The organism is Actinomadura macrotermitis, assembly GCF_009604375.1.
In the GTDB taxonomy this organism is placed as follows: domain Bacteria; phylum Actinomycetota; class Actinomycetes; order Streptosporangiales; family Streptosporangiaceae; genus Spirillospora; species Spirillospora macrotermitis.
This window is the reverse complement of the sequence record NZ_WEGH01000001.1, coordinates 409701-434336: the sequence shown is the minus strand read 5'-3', so window position 1 is coordinate 434336 and position 24636 is coordinate 409701. Positions and strand designations below refer to the sequence as shown.

Genomic DNA, 24636 nt, shown 5'->3' with positions numbered 1-24636 from the left:
GTCGCGGGGGAAGGGAGCCGTGCCGTGCCTGATCCGATCGAAGTCCGCAAGATCCCCATCGAGAGCGTGACCGACGCCTCCGGGCTGGCCCGGCTGATCGACGACGGCGTGCTCGAGGCCGACCGGGTGCTGGCCGTGGTCGGCAAGACCGAGGGCAACGGCGGCGTCAACGACTACACCCGGCTGCTGGCCGACCGGGCGTTCCGCGAGGTGCTGCTCGCCAAGGGCACCCGCGGCGCCGCGGAGGTCGCGCGGGTTCCGCTGGTGTGGTCCGGCGGCACCGACGGCGTGCTCAGCCCGCACGCCACCGTCTTCGCCACGCTCGACCCGGCGGACGCGCCGCGCACCGGCGAGCCGCGGCTGTCGGTCGGGGTGGCGATGAGCGACGTCATCAGGCCCGAGGACATCGGCCGCCCGGCGATGGTGGAGACCGTCGCCGCCGGGGTCCGCGAGGCGATGCGGCTCGCCGGCATCGACGACCCCGCCGACGTGCACTACGTGCAGACCAAGACGCCGCTGCTGACGCTGGACACCATCAACGACGCCCGGCGGCGCGGCCATGACGTGGTCACCGAGGACACCCTGGCGTCGATGGACGTCTCCAACTCCACCACCGCCCTCGGCATCGCGGTCGCGCTCGGCGAGATCGAGCCGCCGTCCGCCGAGCGCATCCACCGCGACCTGTCGCTGTACTCCTCGGTCGCCTCCTGCTCGTCGGGGGTGGAGCTGGACCGGGCGCAGATCGTGCTGGTCGGCAACGCGCGCGGCGTCGGCGGCCGGTACCGGGCCGGGCACGGGGTGATGCGCGACGCGCTGGACGCCGACGGGATCTGGGACGCGATCCGCTCGTCCGGCCTGGACCTGCCGGACCGCCCGCACCCGGGCGATCTGGACGGGCGCCTGGTCAACGTCTTCATCAAGTGCGAGGCCGACCCGTCCGGCCGGGTGCGCGGCCGCCGGAACATCATGCTGGACGACTCCGACGTGCACTGGCACCGGCAGATCAAGGCGTGCGTCGGCGGCGTCGCGGCGGCGGTGACCGGCGACCCGGCGGTGTTCGTGTCGGTCGCGGCGGTCCACCAGGGCCCTTCCGGCGGCGGCACCGTCGCCGCGATCAGCGACCTCGGCGGCTGACGAAGCGGCCCGTCCGTAATCACGGTCCGTGTCGGCATAATCGCCCGGTGCGGTCGGCGGAGGCTATAGCCTCGTGCCGTGTCCGGAAAGACCATTCCCCAGCCCCAGTTCCCCGCCGACGAGGGCGGCGCCGACCCGCGGCTGACCGAGGCGCTCGCGGCTTACGCCGCCGGCCGGGCCGGTGAGCACGCCGTGCTGCGGGAGCTGCCCGGAGCGCGGCTGCTGGTGCCGGTCGTCGCGGTGCTCACCGAGGAGGAGCAGGTGGCCCCCGGTGAGCTGCGCCGGGAGAAGTCCAGCGACATGGCGGTGCCGACGCTGACCGGCGCCGACGGCCGCCGCGGCCTGCTCGGCTTCACCTCGGCCGCGGCCATGGCGGCCTGGCGGCCCGACGCCCGCCCGGTCGCGGTGCACGCCGCGCAGGCGTGCCGGGCCGCGCTGGACGAGGGCGCCGACGCGCTGGTGGTGGACGTGGCCGGGCCGGTCCCGTTCGCCGTGGACGGCCTGCGGCTGCACCTGCTCGCCGAGGGCCGCCCGGTGCCGCCGCCGCACGAGGACCCCGAGATGCTCGCCGCGATCGAGGCCGCGTTCGGGGCCGACCCGAGCGTGTCGGGGGTGCGGCTCACCGCGGGCGAGTCCGCCGAGCTCGCCGTCCGGTTCGCGGTCGTGCCCGGGCACGACGAGCGCGCCACCGTCCAGCGGGTGTCGGACCGGCTCGCCGAGCTGCTGCGCGGCCGCATCGTCGGCGGCGTCGAGCTGAACGTGATCCGCCGCTAGCCGGATGCCAGGCGGTAGGGTCGGCGCCGTGGACGCGCCCCCCGACGTTGCCCGTACCTCTCCCTGGTCGCTGAAAGCCGACTGGACCGAGCCGCTGCGGTCACGCCCCGTCCCGGTCCTGATCGGCTGCGCCGCGGTGGCGGCGCTGCTGTGCGGGCGGATCGGCCCGCGCCCCGAGCTGCCCGCCCTGCTGTACCTGGGTGTCGTGTCGGTGCTGCTGACGGCCGTGGACATCGCGCTGCGGCGGCTGCCCGATCCGCTGACGCTGCCGTCCTACGTCATCGGCGCGCTGCTGCTCGGCGCCGCCGTGCCGTTCACCGACGGCGGCGGCGCCCGCTTCACGCACGCGCTGATCGGGATGGCGGCGCTGTGGGCGCTGTTCGCCGTCCAGTGGTTCGCGATGCCGAAGGCGATGGGGTTCGGCGACGTGAAGCTGTCGGGCGTGCTCGGCCTCTACCTCGGCTGGTACGGCGCGTCCGCCTGGATGCTCGGCACGTTCGCGATGTTCGCCACCGGCGGCGTCTTCTCGATCGCGCTGCTGGTCAGCCGCCGCGCCGACCGCAAGGGGTTCATCCCGTTCGGGCCGTTCATGCTGCTCGGCGCCCTGATCGGCGTCTTCCTCCACGCGGGATGAAAACCGGTGGCGCCCGCCGCCTCCGGCGCGGCAGGCTGAGACCATGATCAACGACGCCGATGTGGCCGCCTTCGTCGCCGACGGGTTCGTCAAGCTGCCCGGCGCCTTCGCCGCGGAACTGGCCGAGACGTGCCGGCAGATCCTGTGGCGGGACACCGGATGCGACCCCGAGGACCCCGCGACCTGGACGAACCCGGTCGTCCGGCTCGGCCACTACACCGACGAGCCGTTCCGGCAGGCCGCGAACACCCCCGCCCTGCGCGCCGCCTACGACGCGCTGGCCGGTCCCGGCCGCTGGTATCCGGTCGGCGCCGTCGGCACCTTCCCGGTGCGGTTCCCGAGCGACGACGAACCCGGCGACGACGGCTGGCACATCGACGCCAGCTTCCCCGGTGACGACCCCGCCGACTTCATGTCCTGGCGCGTCAACCTCGACACCAAGGGGCGGCGCCTGCTGCTGCTGTTCCTGTTCTCCGACGTCGGCGAGGACGACGCGCCCACCCGCGTCCGCGTCGGCTCGCACCTGGACGTCGCCCGCATCCTGGAGCCCGAAGGGCCCGCCGGGCTGCCCATGATGGAGGTGTCGCAGCGCGCCGCCGCCGCCACCGAGGACCACCCCGTCGCCCTGGCCACCGGCCGGGCGGGCGACGTCTACCTCTGCCACCCCTTCCTGGTGCACGCCGCGCAGAAGCACCGGGGCAAGGCGCCGCGCTTCATGGCGCAGCCGCCGCTGCACGCCGCCACCGAGACCGGCGACCCCGCCCCCGTGGAGCTGGCGATCCGCCGGGCCCTCGGCGGGTGACGCGCGCCGCGCCGGGCCGTGCCGGTCTCAGGGGCTGGGACCCGTGCGCGGCGGGGCCCGCGAAGTCAATAGGATCGTCCCCATGCTGCGCTGGTTGACCGCGGGGGAATCCCATGGCCCGGCCCTTTCCGCCATCGTGGAGGGCCTTCCGGCCGGCGTGCGCGTGACCTCGGCCGACATCGCCGAGGAACTGCGCCGCCGGCGGCTCGGGCATGGGCGGGGTGCCCGGATGAAGTTCGAGCAGGACAAGGTGACGATCCTCGGCGGGGTCCGGCACGGCGTGACGCTGGGCGGGCCCATCGCGATCGAGGTCGGCAACACCGAGTGGCCCAAGTGGGAGACGGTCATGTCGGCCGACCCCGTGGACCCCGACGTCCTGGCCGCGCAGGCGCGCAACGCGCCGCTGTCGCAGCCGCGGCCCGGCCACGCCGACCTGGTCGGCATGCAGAAGTACGGCTTCGACGACGCCCGGCCGGTGCTGGAGCGCGCGAGCGCCCGCGAGACCGCCGCGCGCGTCGCGCTCGGCACCGTCGCCAAGGCGTTCCTGCGCCAGGCGCTCGGCGTGGAGGTGCTGAGCCACGTCACCGTCCTCGGCGAGATCGAGGCGCCCGAGGGCCTGCTGCCCGGCCCCGGCGACCTGGCCGCCGTGGACGAGAGCCCGGTCCGCTGCTTCGACGCCGCGACCTCCGACGCGATGGTCGCGCACGTCGACGAGCTGAAGAAGGCCGGCGACACCATCGGCGGCGTGGTGGAGGTCCTGGCCTACGGCCTGCCGCCCGGCCTCGGCAGCCACGTGCACTGGGACCGGCGGCTGGACGCCCGCCTCGCCGGCGTCCTCATGGGCATCCAGGCCATCAAGGGCGTGGGGGTCGGCGACGGCTTCGCCACCGCCCGCCGCCCCGGCTCGCGCGCCCACGACGAGATCGACCGCACCGACGAGGGCATCCGCCGCCGCACCAACCGGGCCGGCGGCGTCGAGGGCGGCATGACCACCGGCGAGGTGCTGCGGGTCAGCGCCGCGATGAAGCCGATCTCCACCGTGCCGCGCCGGCTGGACACCATCGACGTCAAGACCGGCGAGCCCGCCAAGGCCATCAACCAGCGCAGCGACGTCACCGCGGTGCCCGCCGCCGGCGTCGTCGCCGAGGCGATGGTCGCGCTGGTGCTGGCCGACGCCGCGCTGGAGAAGTTCGGCGGCGACTCCGCCGAGGAGACCGCCCGCAACCTGCGCGGCTACCTGTCCTGCCTGGAGATCACATGACCCGGCCGCTGGTCGTGCTCATCGGCCCGCCCGGCTCGGGCAAGTCCACCGTCGGCGCCGCCCTCGCCGCCCGGCTCGGCGTCACGCTGCGCGACACCGACGCCGACACCGAGGCCGCCGCGGGCAAGCCCATCGGCGAGATCTTCATCGACGACGGCGAGGAGCGCTTCCGCGAGCTGGAGCGCGCCGCCGTCGCCGCCGCGCTCGCCGGGCACGAGGGCGTCCTCGCCCTCGGCGGCGGCGCGATCCTGGCGCCCGAGACGCAGGAGCTGCTCGCCGGGCACCATGTCGTCTACCTGGAGGTCGGGCTGTCGGAGGCGGTCAAGCGCGTCGGGCTCGCCTCGGCGCGGCCGCTGCTGGTGCTGAACCCGCGCAGCCAGCTGCGCAAGCTCCTGGAGGAGCGGCTGCCGATCTACGAGCGGCTCGCCGCGGTGCGGATCGCCACCGACGGCCGCGAGCCCGAGGAGATCGCCGAGGAGATCGCCGGGGGACTGGCATGACGAGCGTGACCGTCCGCGTCGAGGGCCCCGACCCCTACGACGTGGTGATCGGCACCGGCGTGCTCGGCGCGCTGCCGGCGATGGTCGGCGACCGCGCCCGCACCGTCGCGGTGGTGCACGCCGCCGGCCTGCCCGAGATCGCCCGGCCGGTCGTCGGCGTGCTGGAGCGGGCCGGGCACACCGTGCACGCGCTGCCGGTGCCCGACGGCGAGGCCGCCAAGGACGTCGCGGTGCTGGCGGGCCTGTGGTCGCGGTTCGCCGGGCTCGGCATGACCCGCACCGACGCCGTCGTCGGCGTCGGCGGCGGCGCCACCACCGACCTGGCCGGGTTCGCCGCGGCGTCCTGGCTGCGCGGCGTGCCCGCCGTGCTCGTCCCGACCACGCTGCTGGCCATGGTGGACGCGGCCGTCGGCGGCAAGACCGGCATCAACATCCCCGAGGGCAAGAACCTGGTCGGCGCGTTCCACCCGCCCGCCGGCGTGGTGTGCGACCTGGCCACCCTGGTCACCCTGGAGCGCGACGACTACATCAGCGGCCTCGCCGAGGTGGTCAAGGCCGGCCTCATCGCCGACCCGCGCATCCTGGAGCTGGTCGAGGACGACCCCGAGGGCGCCGCCCGCCCCGACGGCCCGCACACCCGCGAGCTGATCGAGCGCGCGGTGCGGGTCAAGGCCGGCGTCGTCGGCGCCGACCTGAAGGAGGCCGGCCTCCGCGAGATCCTCAACTACGGCCACACCCTCGCGCACGCCATCGAGAAGGCCGAGGAGTACCGGTTCCGGCACGGCCACGCCGTCGCGATCGGCATGGTCTACGCCGCCGAGCTGGCCTGCCTGGCCGGCCGTCTTCCGGAGAAGGAGGTCGACCGGCACCGCGCCGTGCTCACCTCGGTCGGCCTGCCCACCTCCTACGGCGCCGAGGCGTGGCCCGCGCTGCGCGCCGCGATGACCATCGACAAGAAGTCGCGCGGCTCGACCCTGCGCTTCGTCGTGCTGGACGGCATCGCCGAGCCGGGCCGCCTGGAAGGCCCGGACGAGGACCTGCTCGCCGCCGCCTACCGGAAGGTCGCCAAGTGACCGAGCGCGAGCGGCCGCGCGGCGGCTGGACTGAGGAGCGAAGGGGGCTTGCGACCGGAGCGACGAGGGAAGCCGTCGCGCAAGGAAGGCCGCGAGCCGCCGAGCGGAGGCGAGGCAATGAATAGAGTTTTCGTTTTCAACGGGCCCAACCTGCGCCGGCTCGGCACCCGCGAGCCCGACGTGTACGGCTCGACCACCTATGACGACCTCGTCGCGCTCTGCCGCGACACCGGGCACCGGCTCGGCCTCAGCGTGGAGGTCCGCCAGACCGACGACGAGGCGCAGCTGGTGCGCTGGGTGCACGAGGCCGCCGACGAGCGCGTCCCGATCGTGCTGAACCCGGCGGCGTTCACGCACTACTCCTACGCGCTGCGCGACGCGCTCGCCCAGCGCACCGCGCCGCTGGTGGAGGTGCACATCTCCAACCCCGCCGCGCGCGAGGAGTTCCGGCACACCTCGGTGGTGGCGGCCGTCGCCACCGGGACGATCGCCGGGTTCGGGATGATGTCCTACGTGCTGGCGCTGCAGGCGGTCGCCGAGCTGCTGGCCGAGGAGAAGGCCTAGCCCGCTACCCGGCGGCCTGCCGGGTCATCTCCTTCAGCTCGGCCACCACGTCGTCCAGCGGCCTGACGTCGCGGTGCGCGCGGCACAGCACGGTGGCGCCCTCGACCGCGGCGACGATGAGGCGGGCCAGCCGGGCGGCCCGCTCGTCGGGGACGCCGGCGTTGCCGAGGCCGGTCGCCAGGGTGTCCTCCCAGCGGTCGAACGCGGCCGCCGCGGCGGCGGCGAGCTGCGGCGCGTCGTCGTGCGACTCCACGGTGACCGCGACCACCGGGCAGCCCGCCCGGAACTCGCTCTTGATCAGCACGTGCCGCCACCAGCCGACGAAGGCGTCCACGGCCGCCGCGGCGTCCTCGCCCTGGGTGGCGGCCTCGATGCCGGCGTTCAGGAACTCCCCGGCGTAGCGCACCGCCTCCTCGGCGAGCTGCACCTTGCCGCCGGGGAAGTGGTGGTAGATCGAGCCGCGCGGCGCGCCGCTGTGCGCGATCACGTCCCGGAAACCGGTCCCCGAGTACCCGCGCTCGCGGAAGAGATAGGCGGCGCTGCGCACCATGCGTTCCCGGCTGTCGGTCCCCATGACCAGTGATTATGACATTCATCATAGGGTCCGTGGGTTGACTATGACGGACGTCATAGGAAAGCTGCCGTATGACGGTCGTCATAGGAAAGCTGCCGTATGACGGTCGTCATACACACAGGAGGAGCAGCCGTGCCGAACGAGACGAGCACCGCCGGGCTGGAGCAGCTCAAGGAGCTCATCAACATGGGCGCCGCCCAGGGCATCGGCGTCGGCGCCCTGCTCGGCATGACCGCCGAGACCCTGGAGCCGGGCCGGGTGGTGTTCGGGCTGGAGCCGAGCGAGCGGTTCGCCAACCCGCTCGGCACCGTGCACGGCGGCATCCTGTCCACGCTGCTGGACTCGGCGATGAGCTGCGCGGTGCACACCTCGCTGCCCGAGGGCGCCGGGTACACCACGCTGGAGCTGAAGGTGAACTTCGTGCGCGCGGTGCCGCTGGACGGCGGCCGGCTGCTGTGCGAGGGCAAGATCGTGCACGCCGGCCGGCGGGTCGCCACCGCCGAGGGGCGCATCACCGACGCGAACGGCAAGCTGGTCGCGCACGGCACGGCCACCTGCATGGTCTTCCCGCCGGCTACCGGTCAGTAGGGTTTGCGCAGCGACCTTCGGACCTAGGAGACCTGCATGATCGACCTCAAGCGCGACGGCGATGTGTTCGTCCTTCGCTTCGACGCCGGCGAGAACCGCTTCCACCCCGACTTCATCGACGCCGTCGGCGTCGCGCTCGACGAGGTCGAGCGCACCGAGGGCCCGGGCGCGCTGGTCACCGTCGGCACCGGCAAGTTCTACTCCAACGGCCTGGACCTGGAGTGGCTCGGCGCCAACCGGGACCGGTTCGAGGAGTACCTGCGCACGGTGAACGCGCTGTACGCGCGGTTCCTGTCGCTGCCGGTCCCGACCGTCGCGGCGCTCAACGGGCACGCCTTCGCGGGCGGCGCCATGCTCGCCCTCGCCCACGACTTCGCGGTCATGCGCACCGACCGGGGCTACTTCTGCCTGCCCGAGGTCGACCTCGGCATGAGCTTCACGCCCGGCATGAGCGCGCTGATCCAGGCCCGCCTCACCGCGCCGGTCGCGCACGAGGCGATGCTCACCGGCCGCCGCTACACCGCCGCCGAGGCGCAGGCCGCCGGCATCGTGGCGCGCACCGCCGCCGAGGACCAGGTGCTGCCCGCCGCGCTGGAGCTCGCCGCCTCCCTGGCGCCCAAGGACGGCAAGGTCGTCGGCAAGATCCGCACCGACATGTACGCCGGCACCCTCGCCGCGCTGCGCGGTCCCGTCTTCTGAGCAGGACGGGTAAGCAGTAGGTTGCGTACCACTGGAATCTGATTCGGTTTTAGGAAGGGATGCCGGATGCGCATCGGGATGGCCCTCAACTACTCGGGCGGCTTCAAGGAGACCGTCGCCGAGCTGGCCGACTACGAGAAGGCCGGCCTCGACATCGTCTACGTCGCCGAGGCCTACAGCTTCGACGCGGTGAGCCAGATGGGCTACATCGCGGCGAAGACCGAACGGCTGGAGATCGCCTCCGGCATCCTGCCGATCTACTCGCGCACGCCCACCCTGCTGGCGATGACCGCGGCCGGCCTGGACTTCGTCTCCGACGGCCGGTTCACCCTCGGCATCGGCGCGTCCGGCCCGCAGGTGATCGAGGGCTTCCACGGCGTGCCCTACCACGCGCCGCTCGGCCGCACCCGCGAGGTCATCGAGATCTGCCGCAAGGTCTGGAAGCGCGAGCGCCTCCAGCACCAGGGCAGGTACTACAGCATGCCGCTGCCCGAGGGGCAGGGCACCGGCCTCGGCAAGCCGCTGAAGATCATCAACCACCCGGTGCGCGCCGACATCCCGGTGCTGGTCGCCGCGATCGGCCCGAAGAACGTCGAGCTGACCGCCGAGATCGCCAACGGCTGGGAGCCGATCTTCTACCTGCCCGAGAAGGCCGCCGACGTGTGGGGGCCCTCCCTGGCCGCCGGCAAGGCCAAGCGCGACCCCGCCCTCGGCGAGCTCGACGTGGTCGGCCAGGCCGCCCTCGCCATCGGCGACGACGTCCAGGGCTGGCTGGAGTTCGGCCGCCCCATGGCCGCCCTCTACATCGGCGGCATGGGCGCCAAGGGCAAGAACTTCTACAACGACCTCTGCCGCCGCTACGGCTGGGAGAAGGAGGCCGAGGAGATCCAGGACCTCTACCTGGCCGGCAAGAAGGACGAGGCCGCGGCCAAGGTCCCGCAGGAGCTGCTGGAGAAGATGTCGCTCATCGGCACCGAGGGGCACGTCCGCGAGCGCCTGGCCGCGATGAAGGAGTCCGGCGTCACCACGCTGAACGTCACCCCGATCGCCGGCGACCACAAGGGCCGCCTGGCGTTGATCGAGAAGGTCAAGAAGATGGCCGCCGAGGTCTGATCCCCGGCCGCCGTGCGGGCCCGTCTCCGGCCGGAGACGGGCCCGCACGGCTTCTGGAGGGCCGCCGGCGGACCGGGCTCCCGGTCGCCCCGGGACGCCCGTTTCATCCGCATGAACTAGAGTCCGGGCCATGGGGGAGCAGCACATCGAACGGCGCGCGCGCCTCGCCGCGCGGATCGCCGCCGAAGGGGCCGACGCACTGCTGGTGACGCGGCTGGTCAACGTCCGCTACCTGACCGGGCTGGACAGCTCCAACGCCGCCCTGCTGGTGCCCGCGCAGGGGCCGGCGGTGCTGGCCACCGACGCGCGGTACGCCGGCGGCGCCGAGGCCGTCTGCCCGGAGCTGGAGCTGATCGTCGAGCGGGGCACCGCCGGGGCGCTGACCGGCCGTGCGGCGGAGACCGGCCTCACCCGGCTGGGGTTCGAGCCGCACGACCTGACCTTCGAGCGGCACGCCGAGCTCGCCGCGCTGGACGGGCGGCTCACGCTCGTCCCGCTCGGGCAGCAGGTCGAGGCGCTGCGCCTGGTCAAGGACGAGGGCGAGATCGCCGCGCTGGCCCAGGCCTGCGCGATCACCGACCGGGCGTTCGAGGCGGTGCTGCCGCTGCTCGCGCCGGGGATCACCGAGCGCGAGATCGCCGTCGCGCTGGAGCGCCACATGGTCGACCTCGGCGCGCACGGCGTCGCGTTCGACTCGATCGTGGCCGCCGGGCCGAACGGCGCCGTCCCGCACCACCACCCCGGCTCCTACCGGGTCGCCGCCGGCGACCTGGTGACCATGGACTTCGGCGCTCTGTACGACGGCTACCACGCCGACATGACCCGCACCGTCGCCGTCGGCGAGCCCGCCGGCTGGCAGCGCGAGATCTACGAGCTGGTGCGCCGCGCCCAGCAGGCCGCGGTCGAGGCCGCGGTCCCCGGCGCCGAGACCAGGGACGTGGACGCCGCCGCCCGCGACATGATCGCCGCCGCCGGGCACGGCGCGCACTTCCCGCACGGCCTCGGGCACGGCGTCGGCCTGCAGATCCACGAGGCACCGCTCATGGGGTACGACAAGACCGGTAAGCTGATGGATCGAGTTCCGATCACCGCCGAGCCGGGCGTTTACCTGGCCGGGCGGGGCGGGGTCCGCATCGAGGACACCCTCGTGGTCCGTGCAAGCGGGCCGGAACCGCTCACCAAGACGACCAAGGAGCTGCTCGTCCTTTGACGGGCGGCGCCGCGATCAGGAGATCAACGCAGTGGCGACGACGAACGACCTGAAGAACGGCATGACGCTGAACATGGAAGGTCAGCTGTGGACCGTCCTTGAGTTCCAGCATGTCAAGCCCGGCAAGGGCGGCGCGTTCGTCCGCACCAAGCTGAAGAACGTCATGTCCGGCAAGGTCGTCGACAAGACCTTCAACGCCGGCACCAAGGTCGAGGTGGCCAGCGTCGACAAGCGCGACATGCAGTACCTCTACCGCGAGGGCGACGACTTCGTCTTCATGGACACCGAGACCTACGACCAGCCGCACATCCCCGCGGCCGTGGTCGGCGACGTGGCCAACTACCTGCTGCCCGAGCAGACCGCGGTGATCGCCTTCAACAACGAGAACCCGCTGTACGTCGAGCTGCCCGCGGCCGTCGTGCTGGAGATCACCGAGACCGAGCCGGGCCTGCAGGGCGACCGCTCCACCGGCGGCAGCAAGCCCGCCACGCTGGAGACCGGCGCGCAGATCGCGGTCCCGCTGTTCATCACCACCGGCGAGAAGGTCAAGGTCGACACCCGCTCCGGCGAGTACCTCGGCCGCGCCTGATGGCCGCCGCGAGCAGCCGCGCGGCGGCTGGACCGAGGAGCGCAGGGAGCCTGCGACCGGAGCGACGAGGGAAGCCGTCGCGCAAAAAGGGCTGCGAGCAGCCGAGCGGAGCTCGGCAGTGAGTGCACGCACCAAGGCGCGCAAGCTCGCGCTGGACGTCCTGTTCGCGGCCGAGCTGCGCGAGGAGAAGCCGACGGACGTGCTGGCCCAGCGCGGCCGCCCGAACCAGGACGAGCTCGCCGAGCTCGACCACGCCGTGCGGATCATCGAGGGCGTGCAGGCCCACGCCGAGCGCATCGACGAGCTGATCTCCACCTACGCGACCGGCTGGACGCTGGAGCGGATGCCGGTGGTCGACCGCAACATCCTGCGGATGGGCGCCTACGAGCTGCTGTGGGTCGACGACGTCCCCGACGGCGCGGCGGTGAGCGAGGCGGTCAAGCTGGCCACCGAGCTGTCCACCGACGAGTCCCCGCGGTTCGTCAACGGGCTGCTGGCCCGGCTTCAGCAGCTGAAGCCGTCGCTGTCGTTGTAGCGGGCTAGTGTGGGCGGACATGAGTGACAGCGAGGGAGCGGCCGTGACCGCCCAGCGGGGGAAGCGGATCCGGGGCAGCGGCAAGGTGCGCGGTGCGGTCCTGTGGGACGCGCTGCGCACGACCCTGGAGCGCATCGGCGACGGCCCCGGCCCGCGTGACGTGGTGGACGTGGGCGGCGGCACCGGCGGGTTCGCGGTGCCGCTCGCCGGGCTCGGCCACCGGGTGACCGTGGTGGACGCCAGCCCCGACGCGCTCGCCGCGCTGGAGCGCCGCGCCGCCGACGCCGGGGTGGCGGTGCACGCGGTGCAGGGCGACGCGACCGACCTGCCGCACCTGCTCGGCCCGGACGCGGCCGACCTGGTCCTCTGCCACAGCGTGCTGGAGTACGTCGACGACCCGGCGGCCGCGATGGCGGCGATGGCCGGGGTCGTCCGGCCCGGCGGGTCGCTCAGCCTGCTGGCGGCCGGGCAGGTCGGCGCGGTGCTGCACCGCGCCGTCGCCGGCCACTTCGACGAGGCCCGCGCGGTGCTGGCCGGCCCGGGCGCCGGCGAGCAGGAGCGGGTGCCGCGCCGCTACTACACCCGCGAGTCGCTGGCGGCGCTGGTCGCCGGCGCCGGCCTGCACGGCCGCGAGCTGCTCGGCGTGCGGATCTTCGCCGACCTGGTGCCGGCCGGGCTACTGGACGCCGACGCCGACTCGGTGGAGTCGCTGATCGCGCTGGAGACCGCCGCGGCGGTGCACCCGGTCCTGCGCGAGCTGGCCACCCAGCTCCACCTGGTCGCCGACCGGCGGTGAGCCGCAAGCAGCAGTTGCACCGGCCCGGCCCCCAGCCCGGGCCGCCCGCCGACGACACCGGCTGCAGCGTGCTGCACGTCGACATGGACGCCTTCTTCGTCAGCGTCGAGCTGCTGGAGCACCCCGGACTGCGCGGCCGGCCCGTCGTCGTCGGCGGCGCCGGGCCGCGCGGCGTGGTCGCGGCCGCCTCCTACGAGGCCCGCACGTACGGCGTGCACTCGGCGATGCCGATGTCGCGGGCCCGCCGCCTCTGCCCGCACGCGGTGGTGCTGCCGGGGCGGCACGAGCGCTACCGGGAGGTCTCCGCCGCCGTCTTCGAGATCTTCCGGTCGGTCACCCCGCTGGTGGAGCCGCTGTCGCTGGACGAGGCGTTCCTGGACGTGGCGGGCGCGCTGCGCCGCCTCGGCCGGCCCGCCGCGATCGCCGCGCAGATCCGCGCGCAGGTCCGCGAGCAGCAGGGCATCACCTGCTCGGTCGGCGTGGCCGCCACCAAGTTCATCGCCAAGATGGCCTCCACCCGCTGCAAGCCCGACGGGCTGCTGGTCATCCCGGCGGACGGCGTGCTGGACTTCCTGCACCCGCTGCCGGTCGCGACGCTGTGGGGCGTCGGCGAGCGCACCGAGCAGACGCTGGCCCGGCTCGGGCTGCGCACCGTCGGCCAGCTGGCGCGCACGCCGCTGGAGACGCTGCAGCGCGAGCTCGGCACCGCGCTCGGCGCGCACCTGCACGAGCTGGCGTGGGGCCGCGACCCGCGCCGGGTCGTCGCCGAGAGCGTGGACAAGAGCATCGGCGCCGAGGAGACCTTCGACACCGACGTCGCCGACCCCGAGGCGATCCGCCGCGAGCTGCTGCGGCTCGCCGAGCGGGTCGGCGCGCGGCTGCGCGCGAGCGGGAACGCGGGCCGGACGATCAGCGTCAAACTGCGCAGGGCCGACTTCACGACCATCACCCGGGCGCGCACGCTGCGCGAGCCCACCGATCTGGCCAGAGTGATCTATGTCACAGCGTGCGAGCTGTACGAGGGGTCCGGCCTGGAACGGGTACGACTCCGTCTGGTCGGCGTCCGGGTGGAGAACCTGGAGCCGGCCGGCCAGGCCCCCCGGCAACTGGCCCTCGACGAGCCGGAATCCGGCTGGCGCGAGGCCGAGCGCGCGGTGGACCGGGTCGCGCACCGGTTCGGCCCGGGAATGATCCGCCCGGCGGCGCTGGTTCGCAGGGAGGGGTCCGGCGGGCGGGCGACGCCGGGGCCGCAAGAGGAAGATGAAGGGCGGTGAGATGACCGGGAAGTGGTCCGTGGTTGGCCGTTTGCTTTCGCAGGCTTGTCCGGCCTCGTATTCTGGGCATATCACCGTTGAGGTTCCTGTCCTGCATCGGATACCCCGTCGCGGGGCTGTCGTTGGGAGGCGCCGTGCCGCTCTCTGATCACGAGCAGCGCATGCTCGACCAGATCGAGCAGGCGTTGTACGCCGAGGATCCGAAGTTCGCGCACGCGGTCCGCTCCACCAATCCGCAGGTGCACTACAAGCGCCGGATCGTCAAAGCCGCCCTCGGCTTCGTGGTGGGCGTGTGCGCGCTGATGGCGGGTCTGGTGATCAACGCCGGAACGGTCACGATCGCGATCAGCGTGACCGGTTTCCTGTTGATGGTGGCGTGCTGCGTGTGGGCGATCACCAGCTGGAAGCGGATGACCGGGATCGGCGCCGAGGCGTCGGGCCGCGGTCGCGGCCGTTCCGGCCGGTCCGCCAAGGCCGGGCGCACCGGATTCATGGAGCGGATGGAGGAACGCTGGCGCCGCCGCACCGAAGGCGACTGAACCTCCCGGCAGCCCCCTCGGCGGTACACCCCCCTGTGGTCCTGCCCCCCGATGAGCCGTCGGTGTCGAGCGCCCCGTTGCCGGGGCGCTCGACACCGCTTCAGTCGCGGTCGCGGCGGAAGCGTTCGGTGGCCTGCTCGGCCATCGTGCTCAGCCTGCCGACCGCGTCCGTGATCCGCTCGCCGGCCGTCCGGGCCGCGGCCGAGCCGGCGGTCACCGTGGACGGCGGCAGCACCCGGGCCCGCCAGCGCGCCCGCCGCGTCACCCCCGCCGCGAACGCCTCCCGCACCGTGCGCACGTCGGCGCGCAGCCCCTCGGCGGACGGCGGCGTCGCCGCCTGGGCGTAGCGGGCCTGCTCCTCGGCCCGCGCGATCCGCCCGAGCGCGCCCGCCGCCTCCTCGTCCAGCCGGAGCGTCTCGGTGAGGCGCCGTGCCGCCGCGCGCGGCGTGTCGCTCGGCCTCCAGGTCAGGCCGTGGTCGAGCGCGTCCGCCCGCATCTCCCGCCACGCCGCGTGCGCCGCGCCGCCGCCCGCGCCGGCGGGGCCGGCGGGACGGCCGCCGCCGGGCCGGGGCCGCCCCGTCCGCGCCGGGTCCGGCGGCGCCGCGGCCGCCCAGCGCCGCCGCCGCGTCAGCATCCGCGCGGCCATCGGCGCGAGCAGCAGCAGCGCCACCAGCACGCCGCCCGTCAGCCACGCCACGGGCAGGCCGCCGTCCTCCTCCGGTCGCTCCGCCGGGGCGAGCTTGTCGGTCTTGTCTTCCTTGCGGTGGTTCGGCGTGTCACCCGTCGCGCCGCCCTGCGGGTTCGGCGCGGTCGGCTCGGTGGACGGCGTCGTCCGGCCGCCCCGCTCGGGCCGCGCGTCCTCCTCCGGCACCGTGTAAGGCGGCGACGACGCGGTGCCCTGCCCGCCCGCGCCCGACGGCGTCGGTTCGAACCGCACCCACCCGGCGCCCTCGAAGTACAGCTCGGGCCAGGCGTGCGAATCGCGCGAGCGCACCGTCCACTCGCCCGTGCCGGACCGGGTGCCCGCGGTGTAGCCGAGGCCGACCCGCGCCGGGATGCCGAGCAGCCGCGCCATCAGCGCCATCGCCGCCGCGAACTGCTCGCAGTAGCCGCGCTTGGAGTGCAGCAGGAAGTCGGCCAGGTCGCTGCCGTGCCGCGGCGGCGGCGCCGACAGGTCGTAGCGGAAGCCGCCGGTCACGGTGAACCAGCGCTGCAGCGCCACCGCCTGCGCGTGCGCGGTCGTCGCCCCCTCGGTGATCTTCACGGCGAGGTCGCGGACCGCCGTCGGCACGTTGTGCGGCACCGCGGTGTAGCGGGCGACGATGTCGCCCGGGTACGCGCCGGACGCCTCCAGCTGCGCCGCGGTCGGCGCGGCCCGCACGCTCTGCACGGTGTAGCTCCGGCCGGCCGCCGATCCCTTCAGCGAGTAGATCATCAGCGACGGCGGGTGCACCCGCCAGTCGCCCTTGATCGTCACCCTGGCCGGCGCGTAGGGCACCGGCAGGAAGTCCATCCGGGCGACCTGCGGCCGCACCGCGATCCGGGTGGTCACCCGGCGCGACGCCGCGGTGCTCAGCCCGGGCGGCGCCGGGAGCGGGTCGCCGGTCAGCTGGTCCTTGCCGGAGCTCTGCATCCGGTTGAACGTCCAGCGGTCGTCGTCGAACTTGTCCAGCGCGTACAGCCGCAGGTAGTCGGGGGCGGGGTCGTCGGTGCGGTAGGTCAGCACCACCGCGTCGTCCTGCCGGGTCAGCTGCCGCTTCAGGCTGACCAGCGGGTCGGGGGTGGTGACGGTCTGCGAGCCGCCCCGGCCGCCGCCGAGGCCGAACATGCCGCGCGGCTGGACGCCGGGCACCGCGCTCGGCAGCAGCAGCGCGATCGCCACCGCGCCGAGCCCGATCCGCCGCCCGCTCGCGCTCAGCCCGCTGGAGTCGGGGCGGGTCCGGTCGCCGGACGCGGCCCGCGGCGCCGCGCCCGCCATCGGCACCTCCTCCGACCAGCGCGGCGTGAACACCACCCGGCCCCAGCCGCCGACCTGGTCGCGCGCGTCGGCCATCAGCAGCGCCAGGTACGCGGCGGCGCCGGCGCCGAACACCAGCCAGTTGACGCTGTCCTGGCGCACCGCCGCCGGGACGCTGTACATCGCCAGCAGCGGCAGCCCGGCGGGCGCCGCGCGCCGCAGCCGCACCGCGAGCAGGTCCACGATGACGGCCACCAGCCCGATCCCGGCGGCGGCGAGCAGCCGGATGCCCCGCGTCAGCGGGACCGGCGCGGCGTACCGGTTGGCGGCCTGCCAGCCGTCGCCGGCCAGCTCGCCGAGCCGGTGCAGCGAGCCGGGCGTCGGCACGACGCCGAGCAGCGCCTCGCCGCGGCCGTACACCAGCGTCAGGTAGAGCAGCAGCGCGGCCAGGCCGCCCAGCGCGTTGACCACCGCGGGCAGCCGGAAGCGGCGGACGAGCAGCCCCCCGGCGGCGACCGCCAGCACCGCGCCGAACCCGGACCAGAACCAGGCCCGCCCGCTGAACAGCGGGTACAGGCCCGCCGAGCCGGCCAGCGTGGCCAGCGCCGCCATGACCGTGATCCGGATCCTCATGCGCCGCCCCTGGCGAAGTCCTCGGTGGCCTGGTCGGCCAGGGCCCACGCCCCGGCCAGGTCGGCGGCCGAGCGGACGGTCAGCACCCGCCACCCGGCGGCCCGCAGCAGCCGCGCCCGCCGCGCCGCGGCGCCGTCCGGCCCGGCGCCCTCCGGCCCGGTGTCCACCAGCACGGCGACATAGGTCGCGGTGCCGCGCCGGGCGGCGGCGACCGTCCGCGCCTCGGCGTCGTCCAGCGCGCCGAACACCGCCACCACCAGCCCGTCGCCGTCGCGGGCCGGGCCCGCCGCGCCGCGCAGCGCGGCCAGGCCCGGCGTCAGCGACCGCGCGGAGGTGGTGCGCGCGACCGCCAGCGCGTCCAGCAGCAGCCCCTCGGCGGTCCCGGCGGCGCGGGACTGCGCCGACACCGCCTCGCCGGCGTCGGTCACGAACCGCAGGCCCATCCCGGCCCGGCCGAGGTGCACCCCGATCGAGGCGGCCACCGACACCGCCTGCTCGAAAGACGACCCGGGCCCCTCGCCCGGGTGCGCGAGGCGGCGGGTGTCCAGGAACAGCGTCCCGCTGCTCTGCCAGTGCTGCTCCTCGCGCCGCACCATCAGCTCGCCGCGCCGCGCGGTCGAGCGCCAGTGCACCCGCCGCAGGTCGTCGCCGTGCCGGTACTCGCGCGGCGCGATGTCGTCCTCGCCCGCGCTGGCCACGGTGCGCGCCACGCTGTCGCCGCCGCCGGTCCAGGCGCCGGTGAGCCGGCCCGGCGGCAGCGCCACGATCACCGGCGTCACCGTCAGGGTGTCGGCGAGGCTGAACGAGCGCACCAGCTCCACCATCCCGAACGGGTCGGCCAGCCGCACCACCAGCGGCCCGACCCGGAACCGGCCGCGCACGTCCGAGCGGATCCGGTAGCTGAGCTGGCGCGACCCGCGCGGCTCGACCCGGTCCAGCACGAACCGGGCCCGGCCGCCGAGGGTGTAGGGCACCTGGTCCTCCACCATCAGCAGCCCGCTCGGCATCCGCGACACGTTCTCCAGCCGCAGGTCGACGCGGGCCTCGTGGCCGGCCGGCAGCCGGGACGGCTCCAGCCGCCGCGCGCACGCGAGCCGGTAGCGGGTCCGCGACACCGCCAGGGTGCACAGCAGCGGCAGCACCAGGATCAGCACCCCGGCCCGCAGCAGGTCGCGCTCGCCGAGGACGAAGGCGCACACGATGGCGGTGGCCCCCGCCGCCACGAACGACCGGCCCCGGGTGGTCAGGCCCGCCAGCGCTCTTCTCACGTCCGGTGCGTCACTTCCTGGGCGAGGGCACGGGCAGCCGGTTCACCAGCTCGGCGACCACGTGCTCGGGGCGGCGCCGCTCCACCTGCGCCTCGGCCGTCGGCAGCAGGCGGTGGGCGAGGACGGGGACGGCCAGCTCCTGCAGGTCGTCGGGGAGCACGTAGTCGCGGTCGTCCAGCGCCGCGTAGGCGCGGGCGGCGCGCACCAGGTGCAGGGTGGCCCGGGGGGAGGCGCCGAGGCGCAGCTCGGGGTGCTTGCGGGTGGCCGAGACCAGCTCGATCGCGTACTGGCGGACGGCGGGCGCCACGTGCTGGTGCCGCACCACCTCGATGAGGTCGCGGATGTCGCCGGCGTCCGCGACCGGCCGCAGCCGGTCCAGCGGGGACGACTGCCCGTGGGTGTCGAGCATCTCCAGCTCGGCGGCCGGGTCGGGGTAGCCCATCGACAGCCGCGCGGTGAACCGGTCGCGCTGCGCCTCGGGCAGGGGATAGGTCCCCTCCATCTCCACCGGGTTCTGGGTGGCCACGACCATGAACGGCCGCTCCAGCAGGTAGGTGGCGCCGTCCACGGTGACCTGGCGCTCCTCCATGCACTCCAGCAGCGCCGACTGCGTCTTGGGGGAGGCGCGGTTGATCTCGTCGCCGACCACGATGTTGGCGAAGACCGGGCCCGGCTTGAACTCGAACTCGCGCAGCTCCTGGTTGTAGGCGCTGACGCCGGTGATGTCGCTCGGCAGCAGGTCGGGGGTGAACTGCACCCGCCGCATCGAGCAGTCGATGGACCGCGCCAGCGCCTTGGCCAGCATCGTCTTGCCGACGCCGGGCACGTCCTCGATCAGCAGGTGCCCTTCGGCCAGCAGCACGGCGAGCGCCAGCCGCACCACGCGCGGTTTGCCCTCGATGACCGACTCGACCGCCTCGCGGATCCGGTCGGCGACCCGGACGACCTCGGCGAGCCCGGCGGGCCGGCCGGCGGCGCCCCCGTTGCGGCCGGGCCCGCGCGGCGCGGGGGGTCCGGTCTCCATGAACGGCTCGCCGCCGCCGTGCGTGCCTACTGCCACCAGCAACCCTCCTCAGCCGTCCGGCCCGCGGCCGCGCCGCCGGCCGGGCCGGCGCGGCCCGGTCCCGCTGTGCGCGCCCATCCCATCGACAGTACGTCGTCGGGCCGACCGTCGTGATGTTCATATGGAACGGGTGCCCATTGTGCTCCACCTCGGGGCCCCGGACGGCCCGGCGGCCCGCCACCGCGCCCCACCGGAGGGCCGCCGGGACCCCTTCCGGGCGGCCGCCGGCGCGCCCCGGCCGGGCCGGTTCCGCCGCCCGCCGCCGTCGGCGATCACGGCCCGCGGCGGGGGGCCCGCGCCGCCCCATTCCGCTCCACCCCATCTGACCTGCGAAAACATAAACGATCTCGTGGGGTGAACGAGGTTTTCCTGGTTGACGGTGGGGAAGAGTGGAGTAGAGTGGGGCGCCGTGGGGAGCGGTAGAGCCCCACGTGGCGCGGGAGGTGGGTCATGTGTTCCTCGGCACCCATAACCCGCGCCTCGACGACAAGGGACGACTGTTCCTGCCGGCGAAGTATCGCGAGGAGCTGTCGGGGGGCTTGGTGATCACGAAGGGCCAGGAACGCTGCCTGTACGTCTTCCCCATGGCGGAGTTCCAGCGCATCACCGAGGCTCTGCGCACGGCACCGGTCACCGAGCGGGCCGTCCGCGCCTACAGCCGCGTCTTCTTCGCCTCGGCGTCCGACGAGGTCCCCGACAAGCAGGGCCGTGTCACCATCCCGCAGCCGCTCCGCGCCTACGCGGGACTGCAGCGCGACTGCACGGTCATCGGGGCCAACACGCGCTTGGAGATCTGGGACGCGCGGGCCTGGGAGGCCTACCTCGAGCAGGAGGAGCAGGCCTTCGCCGACGTCTCCGAGGAGGTGTTGCCCGGGATCCTCTGAGACACGACCCGCCGGTCGCACGACCGGTGACGGCCCACGTTCGGCCAGGTCTCCAGCCGCTCTCCGAGCCAGCTGGCGCAGCTTCCCCGGTGCCAGACGGCGAACCCCCCGCGTGTCACACGCGGTGCACTTCCTCAGGGCAGCGGATGGGGACCTGGCCGGGCGAGGCCGCCGGACGCGCCGGGGGCGCGCGCGAGTCCGGCGATGCCACACAGTCCGCGAGCGAGGTGGCAGCACAAGGGGGTGAACCATGACCGTGGGCGACCACACCGAACACGCTGGTCCGCACGCCGGCCATGTGCCGGTCATGCTGGACCGCGTCCTGGAACTTCTGGCCCCCGCGGTGAGCCGGGTGACCGGCCGCGCGCCGGTCTATCTCGACGGCACCCTCGGCATGGGCGGCCACGCCGAGGCGATGCTGACGGCGCACCCCGGGCTGCACCTGATCGGCCTGGACCGCGACACCACCGCGCTGGAGCGCTCCGGCCGCCGCCTGGCCCCCTTCGGCGACCGCGTCACGCTGGTGCACGCGGTCTACCACGAGGTCGGCGAGGTGCTGGCGCGGCTCGGCGTGGCGCACGTCGACGCCGCCCTGTTCGACCTCGGCGTCTCCTCCCCGCAGCTGGACGAGGCCGACCGCGGCTTCGCCTACTCCTACGACGCCCCGCTCGACATGCGGATGGACCGGACCCAGCGGCTGACCGCCGCCGAGGTGGTCAACGGCTACCCGCCCGCCGAGCTGGTGCGGATCCTGCGCGAGTACGGCGAGGAGCGGTTCGCCCAGCGGATCACCGCCGCGATCGTGCGCGAGCGCGAGCGGGCCCCGCTGGACTCCACCCGGCGCCTGGCCGAGCTGGTGCGCACCGCGATCCCGGCCGCGACCCGCCGCACCGGCGGCAACCCGGCCAAGCGCACCTTCCAGGCGCTGCGCATCGAGGTCAACGGCGAGCTGGACAGCTGGCGGCGGGCACTGCCCGCGGCCCTGCGCGCGCTGCCGGTCGGCGGCCGCCTGGCGGTGCTGTCCTACCACTCGCTGGAAGACCGCATCACCAAGCAGGTCCTGGCCGCCGATGCGGCCGACCGCACTCCGCCGGACCTGCCGGTTCCGCTTCCCGAGCACGCGCCGCGGCTGCGGCTGCTGACGCGCGGGGCCGAACTGCCGGACGAGGACGAGACCGCGACCAACCCACGGGCCGGTTCGGTGCGGCTGCGCGCCGCCGAGCGGGTCCGGGAGGCACTATGACGACGGCGAAGACGCCGGGGTCCCGGGCCGAGGGCAGGGACGCCGAGGACCGGCCGGGGCGGCGCGCGGCCGTCCGCACGGCGCCGGCCAAGGCCGGGAAGCAGACCGCGAAGCCGAAGAAACCGGCCGCCAGGAAGGCGCCCGCGGGGAAAGCGGCCGCGGTGAGGGCGCCCGCGAAGGCACCGGCCGAACCGGTCAAGAAGGCACCGGCCAAGAAGGCGCCGCCCAAGAAGGCACCGGCCAGGAAGCCGGCGGCCAAGCGGCCGCCCGCCAAGAAGCCGGCGGCCCGGCCGAAGCCGGCCGGGCGGACGTCCCGGGCCGCGGCGCCGGCCCGCACGTTACGCCATCCGGCGGCGCCGCGGGCGCCGTTCGTGCTGCTCATCGTCGGGCTGCTCGGCGGGGCGCTGATCAGCCTGCTGTTCCTCAACACCGTCCTCGCCGAGGACGCCTTCGAGCTCTCCCGGCTGCAGCAGAACAACAAGCTGCTCGCCCAGCGCAAGCAGGGGCTGCAGGAGGAGATCGCCCGCGAGGAGGCCCCGGGCAACCTGGACCGCAAGGCCCGCGCCCTCGGCATGCGCAAGTCCGAGCAGCTCGCCTACTGGAACGGCCCGATGGGGCGCCCGATCAACGGCCCGGTGCGGCCGGTGCCGAACGCCGCCGCCGCGTCCGCGGGCGCGGCGGGCGTGCTCGGCATCCCCGGCGCCGTGATCCCCGGCGACGGCATCCCGACCGCGCCCGGCGGCCGCACGGCGGCGCCGGGCGCCGGGACGGGGGCCGGGAAGCCGTGAGCGGGGAGGCACCGTGACCAAGCGGCCGGCGGGACCGCCGGGCGGCCGCGGTCCGCAGGGGCGAGGCCCCCGCAGCGCGGCGGGCCGCGACGACAAGAACGGCCCGGGCGCGGCGCGCGCGTCCGGGCGTCATACGGGCAATCCTTCCCGGTCGCCGGGCGGCAGCGCCGCCCGGCGACCGGCGCCTAAGGGCAAGGGGACGGTGCCGGCGCGCACCGGCGGCCCGGCCAAGCAGCCCGCCGCCAAGAGGCCCGAGGGCAAGGAGGCCGGCCGCGCCGCCCGCCCCGCGCCGCGCCGGCCCCGCTCCGGCCCGCCGCGCCGGCCGCGCCCGCGCATCCCGTTCCGGCGCCGCGACCCGATGAAGCGGCTGAACGTCGGGCTGCTGGTGGTGGCGTTCGTGCTGTCGCTGTTCGCCGGGCGCCTGGTGCAGCTGCAGACGATCGAGTCGGGCAGGTACACCGAGCTGGCCCGCAAGCAGCGGCTGCAGCCGTTCAAGCTGCCCGCGGTGCGCGGCGACATCACCGACGCGCAGGGCAACGCGCTCGCCATGACGGTGGAGGCCCGCGGCGTCTTCGCCGACCCCGGGCTGATCAAGCCGGAGAAGCGGCAGGCGATCGTCAACGCGCTGACGCCGATGCTCGGCCTGGACCCGAACGTCATCATGCGCGCCATCAGCAAGCCCAAGAGCCGCTTCGAGTACCTGGCGCACGGCGTGCGGCCCGACCAGGCCCGGCTCATCGCGGGCCTGAAGTTCCCCGGCATCGGCTCGCGGACCGAGTACCGCCGCGAGTACCCCAACGACTCGCTGGCCGCCGGCGTCGTCGGCTTCGTCAACGCCGCCGGGGAGGGCGCCGCCGGGCTGGAGAGCTCGATGAACGCCCAGCTCGCGGGCCGGGACGGCTGGCAGCGGGTGGAGATCAGCCCCGACGGCCAGCACATCCCGATGGGCGAGGACCAGAAGAAGCCGCCGGTGCCCGGCCGCGGCCTGCGCCTCACGCTGCTGCGCGACATCCAGTTCAAGGCCCAGCAGGCGATCGAGAAGCAGGTGAAGGCGTCCGGGGCGCGCAGCGGCAGCGTCGTGGTGATGGACCCGCGCACCGGGCAGCTGCTCGCGCTGGCCACCGCGCCCGGCTTCGACCCGAACCAGTACGGCAAGTCCGACCCGCGCACCTGGCGCAGCCCGATCGTGCAGGAGGCCTACGAGCCGGGCAGCACCGGCAAGGTCATCACGGCCGCCGCGGTGATGGAGAAGGGCGGCGTCCGCCCCGACACGCCGTTCCTGGTCAAGGACCGCATCACCCGCGGGCCGCGGACCTTCCACGACTCGCACCCGCACACCCCCGAGAAGCTGACGTTCGCCGGTGTGCTGGCCCGGTCCAGTAACGTCGGCACCATCATGGCCAGCGAACGCATCTCCCCGGAGACGCTGTACCAGTTCCTGCGCGCCTTCGGGTTCGGCGAGAAGCTGAACCTCGGCCTGCCCGCCGAGACCGCGGGCCTGCTGCGGCCGCCGGACCAGTGGTCGGGCACCGACCGCTACCCGATCGCGTTCGGGCAGACGGTGGCGGTGAACGCGGTGCAGATGGCCAGCGTCTACGCCACCATCGCCAACGGCGGGGTGCGGGTCGCGCCCAACCTCATCGCGGGCAGCACCGGCGAGGACGGCGCGTTCACGCCGAACCCCGCCCCCGAGCGCCGGCAGGTGATCAGCGCCGAGACCGCCCGGCAGATCCGCGACATGCTGGAGGGCGTGATCAGCAAGGAGGGCACCGCGCCCGCCGCGCAGATCGAGGGCTACCGGGTGGCCGGCAAGACCGGCACCGCCGAGATCCCCAACCCCGAGTGCGGCTGCTACCGGGGCGGCGGCTTCACCGCCTCGTTCGCCGGGTTCGCCCCGGCCGACGACCCGCAGCTGGTCGTGCAGGTCGTCCTGCAGCACCCCACCAAGGGAGGCCACCTGGGCGGCGAGGTCGCCGCGCCGGTCTTCAAGGACGTGATGACCGCCGCCCTGGCCGCCCGCAAGATCCCGCCGACCGGGAGCAGACGGCCGACCGTCCAGATCTACGCGCGGGACTGACCGTAACGAGTAACCTACTCCGCCGTGAGTTCCGCTTCTCCATCCCGACGACCGATTCCGGAAA

The 24636-nt window shown here is 74.6% G+C and carries 25 protein-coding genes; 21 read left to right on the top strand and 4 right to left on the bottom strand.

All coding sequences use genetic code 11. The annotated features are described in order from the left end of the window. The first annotated feature begins 24 nt into the window (after positions 1 to 24). The 8 genes from bar (at position 25) to aroQ (ending at position 6742) form a co-directional block, all read left to right on the top strand. Positions 25 to 1134: a barbiturase gene (bar, locus tag ACRB68_RS01900; RefSeq protein WP_328593623.1), complete on the top strand. Its 1110-nt coding sequence runs from the start codon at positions 25 to 27 to the stop codon at positions 1132 to 1134. Between the two features lie 78 nt (positions 1135 to 1212). Beyond that, positions 1213 to 1908, top strand: coding sequence for an SseB family protein (locus ACRB68_RS01895; protein ID WP_328593622.1), 696 nt, complete (start codon positions 1213 to 1215; stop codon positions 1906 to 1908). 28 nt (positions 1909 to 1936) lie between these two features. After that, positions 1937 to 2542, top strand: coding sequence for a prepilin peptidase (locus tag ACRB68_RS01890; RefSeq protein WP_328593621.1), 606 nt, complete (start codon positions 1937 to 1939; stop codon positions 2540 to 2542). A gap of 43 nt (positions 2543 to 2585) precedes the next feature. Beyond that, positions 2586 to 3344, top strand: coding sequence for a phytanoyl-CoA dioxygenase family protein (locus tag ACRB68_RS01885; protein ID WP_153530562.1), 759 nt, complete (start codon positions 2586 to 2588; stop codon positions 3342 to 3344). An 82-nt stretch (positions 3345 to 3426) separates the two neighbouring features. After that, the gene (aroC, locus tag ACRB68_RS01880) at positions 3427 to 4605 is read left to right on the top strand and encodes a chorismate synthase (RefSeq protein ID WP_153530561.1); all 1179 of its coding nucleotides are present in this window, start codon (positions 3427 to 3429) and stop codon (positions 4603 to 4605) included. After that, positions 4602 to 5105: a shikimate kinase gene (locus ACRB68_RS01875; protein ID WP_153530560.1), complete on the top strand. Its 504-nt coding sequence runs from the start codon at positions 4602 to 4604 to the stop codon at positions 5103 to 5105. Before aroC ends, ACRB68_RS01875 begins: the two co-directional genes overlap by 4 nt. Then, a complete protein-coding gene (gene aroB / locus ACRB68_RS01870) occupies positions 5102 to 6178 on the top strand; it encodes a 3-dehydroquinate synthase (protein ID WP_153530559.1) in 1077 nt (358 codons plus the stop codon). The genes ACRB68_RS01875 and aroB overlap by 4 nt, the downstream gene beginning before the upstream one ends. 117 nt (positions 6179 to 6295) lie before the next feature. After that, positions 6296 to 6742: a type II 3-dehydroquinate dehydratase gene (gene aroQ, locus ACRB68_RS01865; RefSeq protein WP_153530558.1), complete on the top strand. Its 447-nt coding sequence runs from the start codon at positions 6296 to 6298 to the stop codon at positions 6740 to 6742. Between the two features lie 4 nt (positions 6743 to 6746). Here the strand turns inward: aroQ and ACRB68_RS01860 are convergent, their stop codons facing one another. After that, positions 6747 to 7316 (bottom strand): TetR/AcrR family transcriptional regulator, encoded by a 570-nt coding sequence (locus ACRB68_RS01860; protein WP_153530557.1) that lies wholly within the window; start codon positions 7314 to 7316, stop codon positions 6747 to 6749. Between the two features lie 132 nt (positions 7317 to 7448). Here ACRB68_RS01860 and ACRB68_RS01855 point away from each other — a divergent pair, with 132 nt between their 5' ends. From ACRB68_RS01855 to ACRB68_RS01815, 9 genes are all read left to right on the top strand, one after another. Continuing rightward, the gene (locus ACRB68_RS01855; protein ID WP_328593620.1) at positions 7449 to 7904 is read left to right on the top strand and encodes a PaaI family thioesterase; all 456 of its coding nucleotides are present in this window, start codon (positions 7449 to 7451) and stop codon (positions 7902 to 7904) included. Positions 7905 to 7940: 36 nt separating this feature from the next. Next, positions 7941 to 8603, top strand: a complete 663-nt coding sequence (locus ACRB68_RS01850) for an enoyl-CoA hydratase-related protein (RefSeq protein ID WP_153530556.1) — start codon at positions 7941 to 7943, stop codon at positions 8601 to 8603. A gap of 66 nt (positions 8604 to 8669) precedes the next feature. Then, positions 8670 to 9716, top strand: coding sequence for an LLM class F420-dependent oxidoreductase (locus tag ACRB68_RS01845; protein WP_153530555.1), 1047 nt, complete (start codon positions 8670 to 8672; stop codon positions 9714 to 9716). A gap of 130 nt (positions 9717 to 9846) precedes the next feature. Next, positions 9847 to 10926, top strand: coding sequence for a M24 family metallopeptidase (locus ACRB68_RS01840; RefSeq protein ID WP_153530554.1), 1080 nt, complete (start codon positions 9847 to 9849; stop codon positions 10924 to 10926). 31 nt (positions 10927 to 10957) lie between these two features. Beyond that, on the top strand, positions 10958 to 11515 hold the full coding sequence (gene efp, locus ACRB68_RS01835; RefSeq protein WP_328593619.1) for an elongation factor P: 558 nt from the start codon (positions 10958 to 10960) through the stop codon (positions 11513 to 11515). 118 nt (positions 11516 to 11633) lie between these two features. Further along, positions 11634 to 12050, top strand: a complete 417-nt coding sequence (gene nusB / locus ACRB68_RS01830; protein WP_328593618.1) for a transcription antitermination factor NusB — start codon at positions 11634 to 11636, stop codon at positions 12048 to 12050. Positions 12051 to 12069: 19 nt separating this feature from the next. Then, a complete protein-coding gene (locus ACRB68_RS01825) occupies positions 12070 to 12846 on the top strand; it encodes a methyltransferase domain-containing protein (RefSeq protein ID WP_153530552.1) in 777 nt (258 codons plus the stop codon). After that, positions 12843 to 14120: a DNA polymerase IV gene (locus ACRB68_RS01820; RefSeq protein ID WP_328593617.1), complete on the top strand. Its 1278-nt coding sequence runs from the start codon at positions 12843 to 12845 to the stop codon at positions 14118 to 14120. Before ACRB68_RS01825 ends, ACRB68_RS01820 begins: the two co-directional genes overlap by 4 nt. A 134-nt stretch (positions 14121 to 14254) precedes the next feature. Next, positions 14255 to 14659, top strand: coding sequence for a DUF3040 domain-containing protein (locus ACRB68_RS01815; protein ID WP_328593616.1), 405 nt, complete (start codon positions 14255 to 14257; stop codon positions 14657 to 14659). Positions 14660 to 14759: 100 nt separating this feature from the next. On the opposite strand, the gene ACRB68_RS01810 is transcribed toward ACRB68_RS01815, so the two are convergent. Genes ACRB68_RS01810 through ACRB68_RS01800 form a run of 3 tightly spaced genes read right to left on the bottom strand, consistent with a single transcriptional unit; the run spans position 14760 to position 19577 of the window. After that, on the bottom strand, positions 14760 to 17249 hold the full coding sequence (locus ACRB68_RS01810; RefSeq protein ID WP_153530551.1) for a DUF3488 and transglutaminase-like domain-containing protein: 2490 nt from the start codon (positions 17247 to 17249) through the stop codon (positions 14760 to 14762). Beyond that, positions 17246 to 18517: a DUF58 domain-containing protein gene (locus tag ACRB68_RS01805; protein WP_328593615.1), complete on the bottom strand. Its 1272-nt coding sequence runs from the start codon at positions 18515 to 18517 to the stop codon at positions 17246 to 17248. Before ACRB68_RS01805 ends, ACRB68_RS01810 begins: the two co-directional genes overlap by 4 nt. Positions 18518 to 18527: 10 nt before the next feature. Next, positions 18528 to 19577: an AAA family ATPase gene (locus ACRB68_RS01800; RefSeq protein ID WP_328593614.1), complete on the bottom strand. Its 1050-nt coding sequence runs from the start codon at positions 19575 to 19577 to the stop codon at positions 18528 to 18530. 455 nt (positions 19578 to 20032) lie between these two features. Between ACRB68_RS01800 and mraZ the strand changes: the two genes are divergently transcribed. From mraZ to ACRB68_RS01780, 4 genes are all read left to right on the top strand, one after another. Further along, the gene (gene mraZ / locus ACRB68_RS01795; RefSeq protein ID WP_328594061.1) at positions 20033 to 20464 is read left to right on the top strand and encodes a division/cell wall cluster transcriptional repressor MraZ; all 432 of its coding nucleotides are present in this window, start codon (positions 20033 to 20035) and stop codon (positions 20462 to 20464) included. A 250-nt stretch (positions 20465 to 20714) separates the two neighbouring features. Further along, the gene (gene rsmH / locus ACRB68_RS01790) at positions 20715 to 21707 is read left to right on the top strand and encodes a 16S rRNA (cytosine(1402)-N(4))-methyltransferase RsmH (protein ID WP_153530550.1); all 993 of its coding nucleotides are present in this window, start codon (positions 20715 to 20717) and stop codon (positions 21705 to 21707) included. Then, positions 21704 to 22495 (top strand): hypothetical protein, encoded by a 792-nt coding sequence (locus ACRB68_RS40045; protein ID WP_194293172.1) that lies wholly within the window; start codon positions 21704 to 21706, stop codon positions 22493 to 22495. The genes rsmH and ACRB68_RS40045 overlap by 4 nt, the downstream gene beginning before the upstream one ends. A gap of 358 nt (positions 22496 to 22853) precedes the next feature. Then, positions 22854 to 24572, top strand: a complete 1719-nt coding sequence (locus ACRB68_RS01780) for a peptidoglycan D,D-transpeptidase FtsI family protein (RefSeq protein WP_153532150.1) — start codon at positions 22854 to 22856, stop codon at positions 24570 to 24572. Positions 24573 to 24636 lie beyond the last annotated feature (64 nt).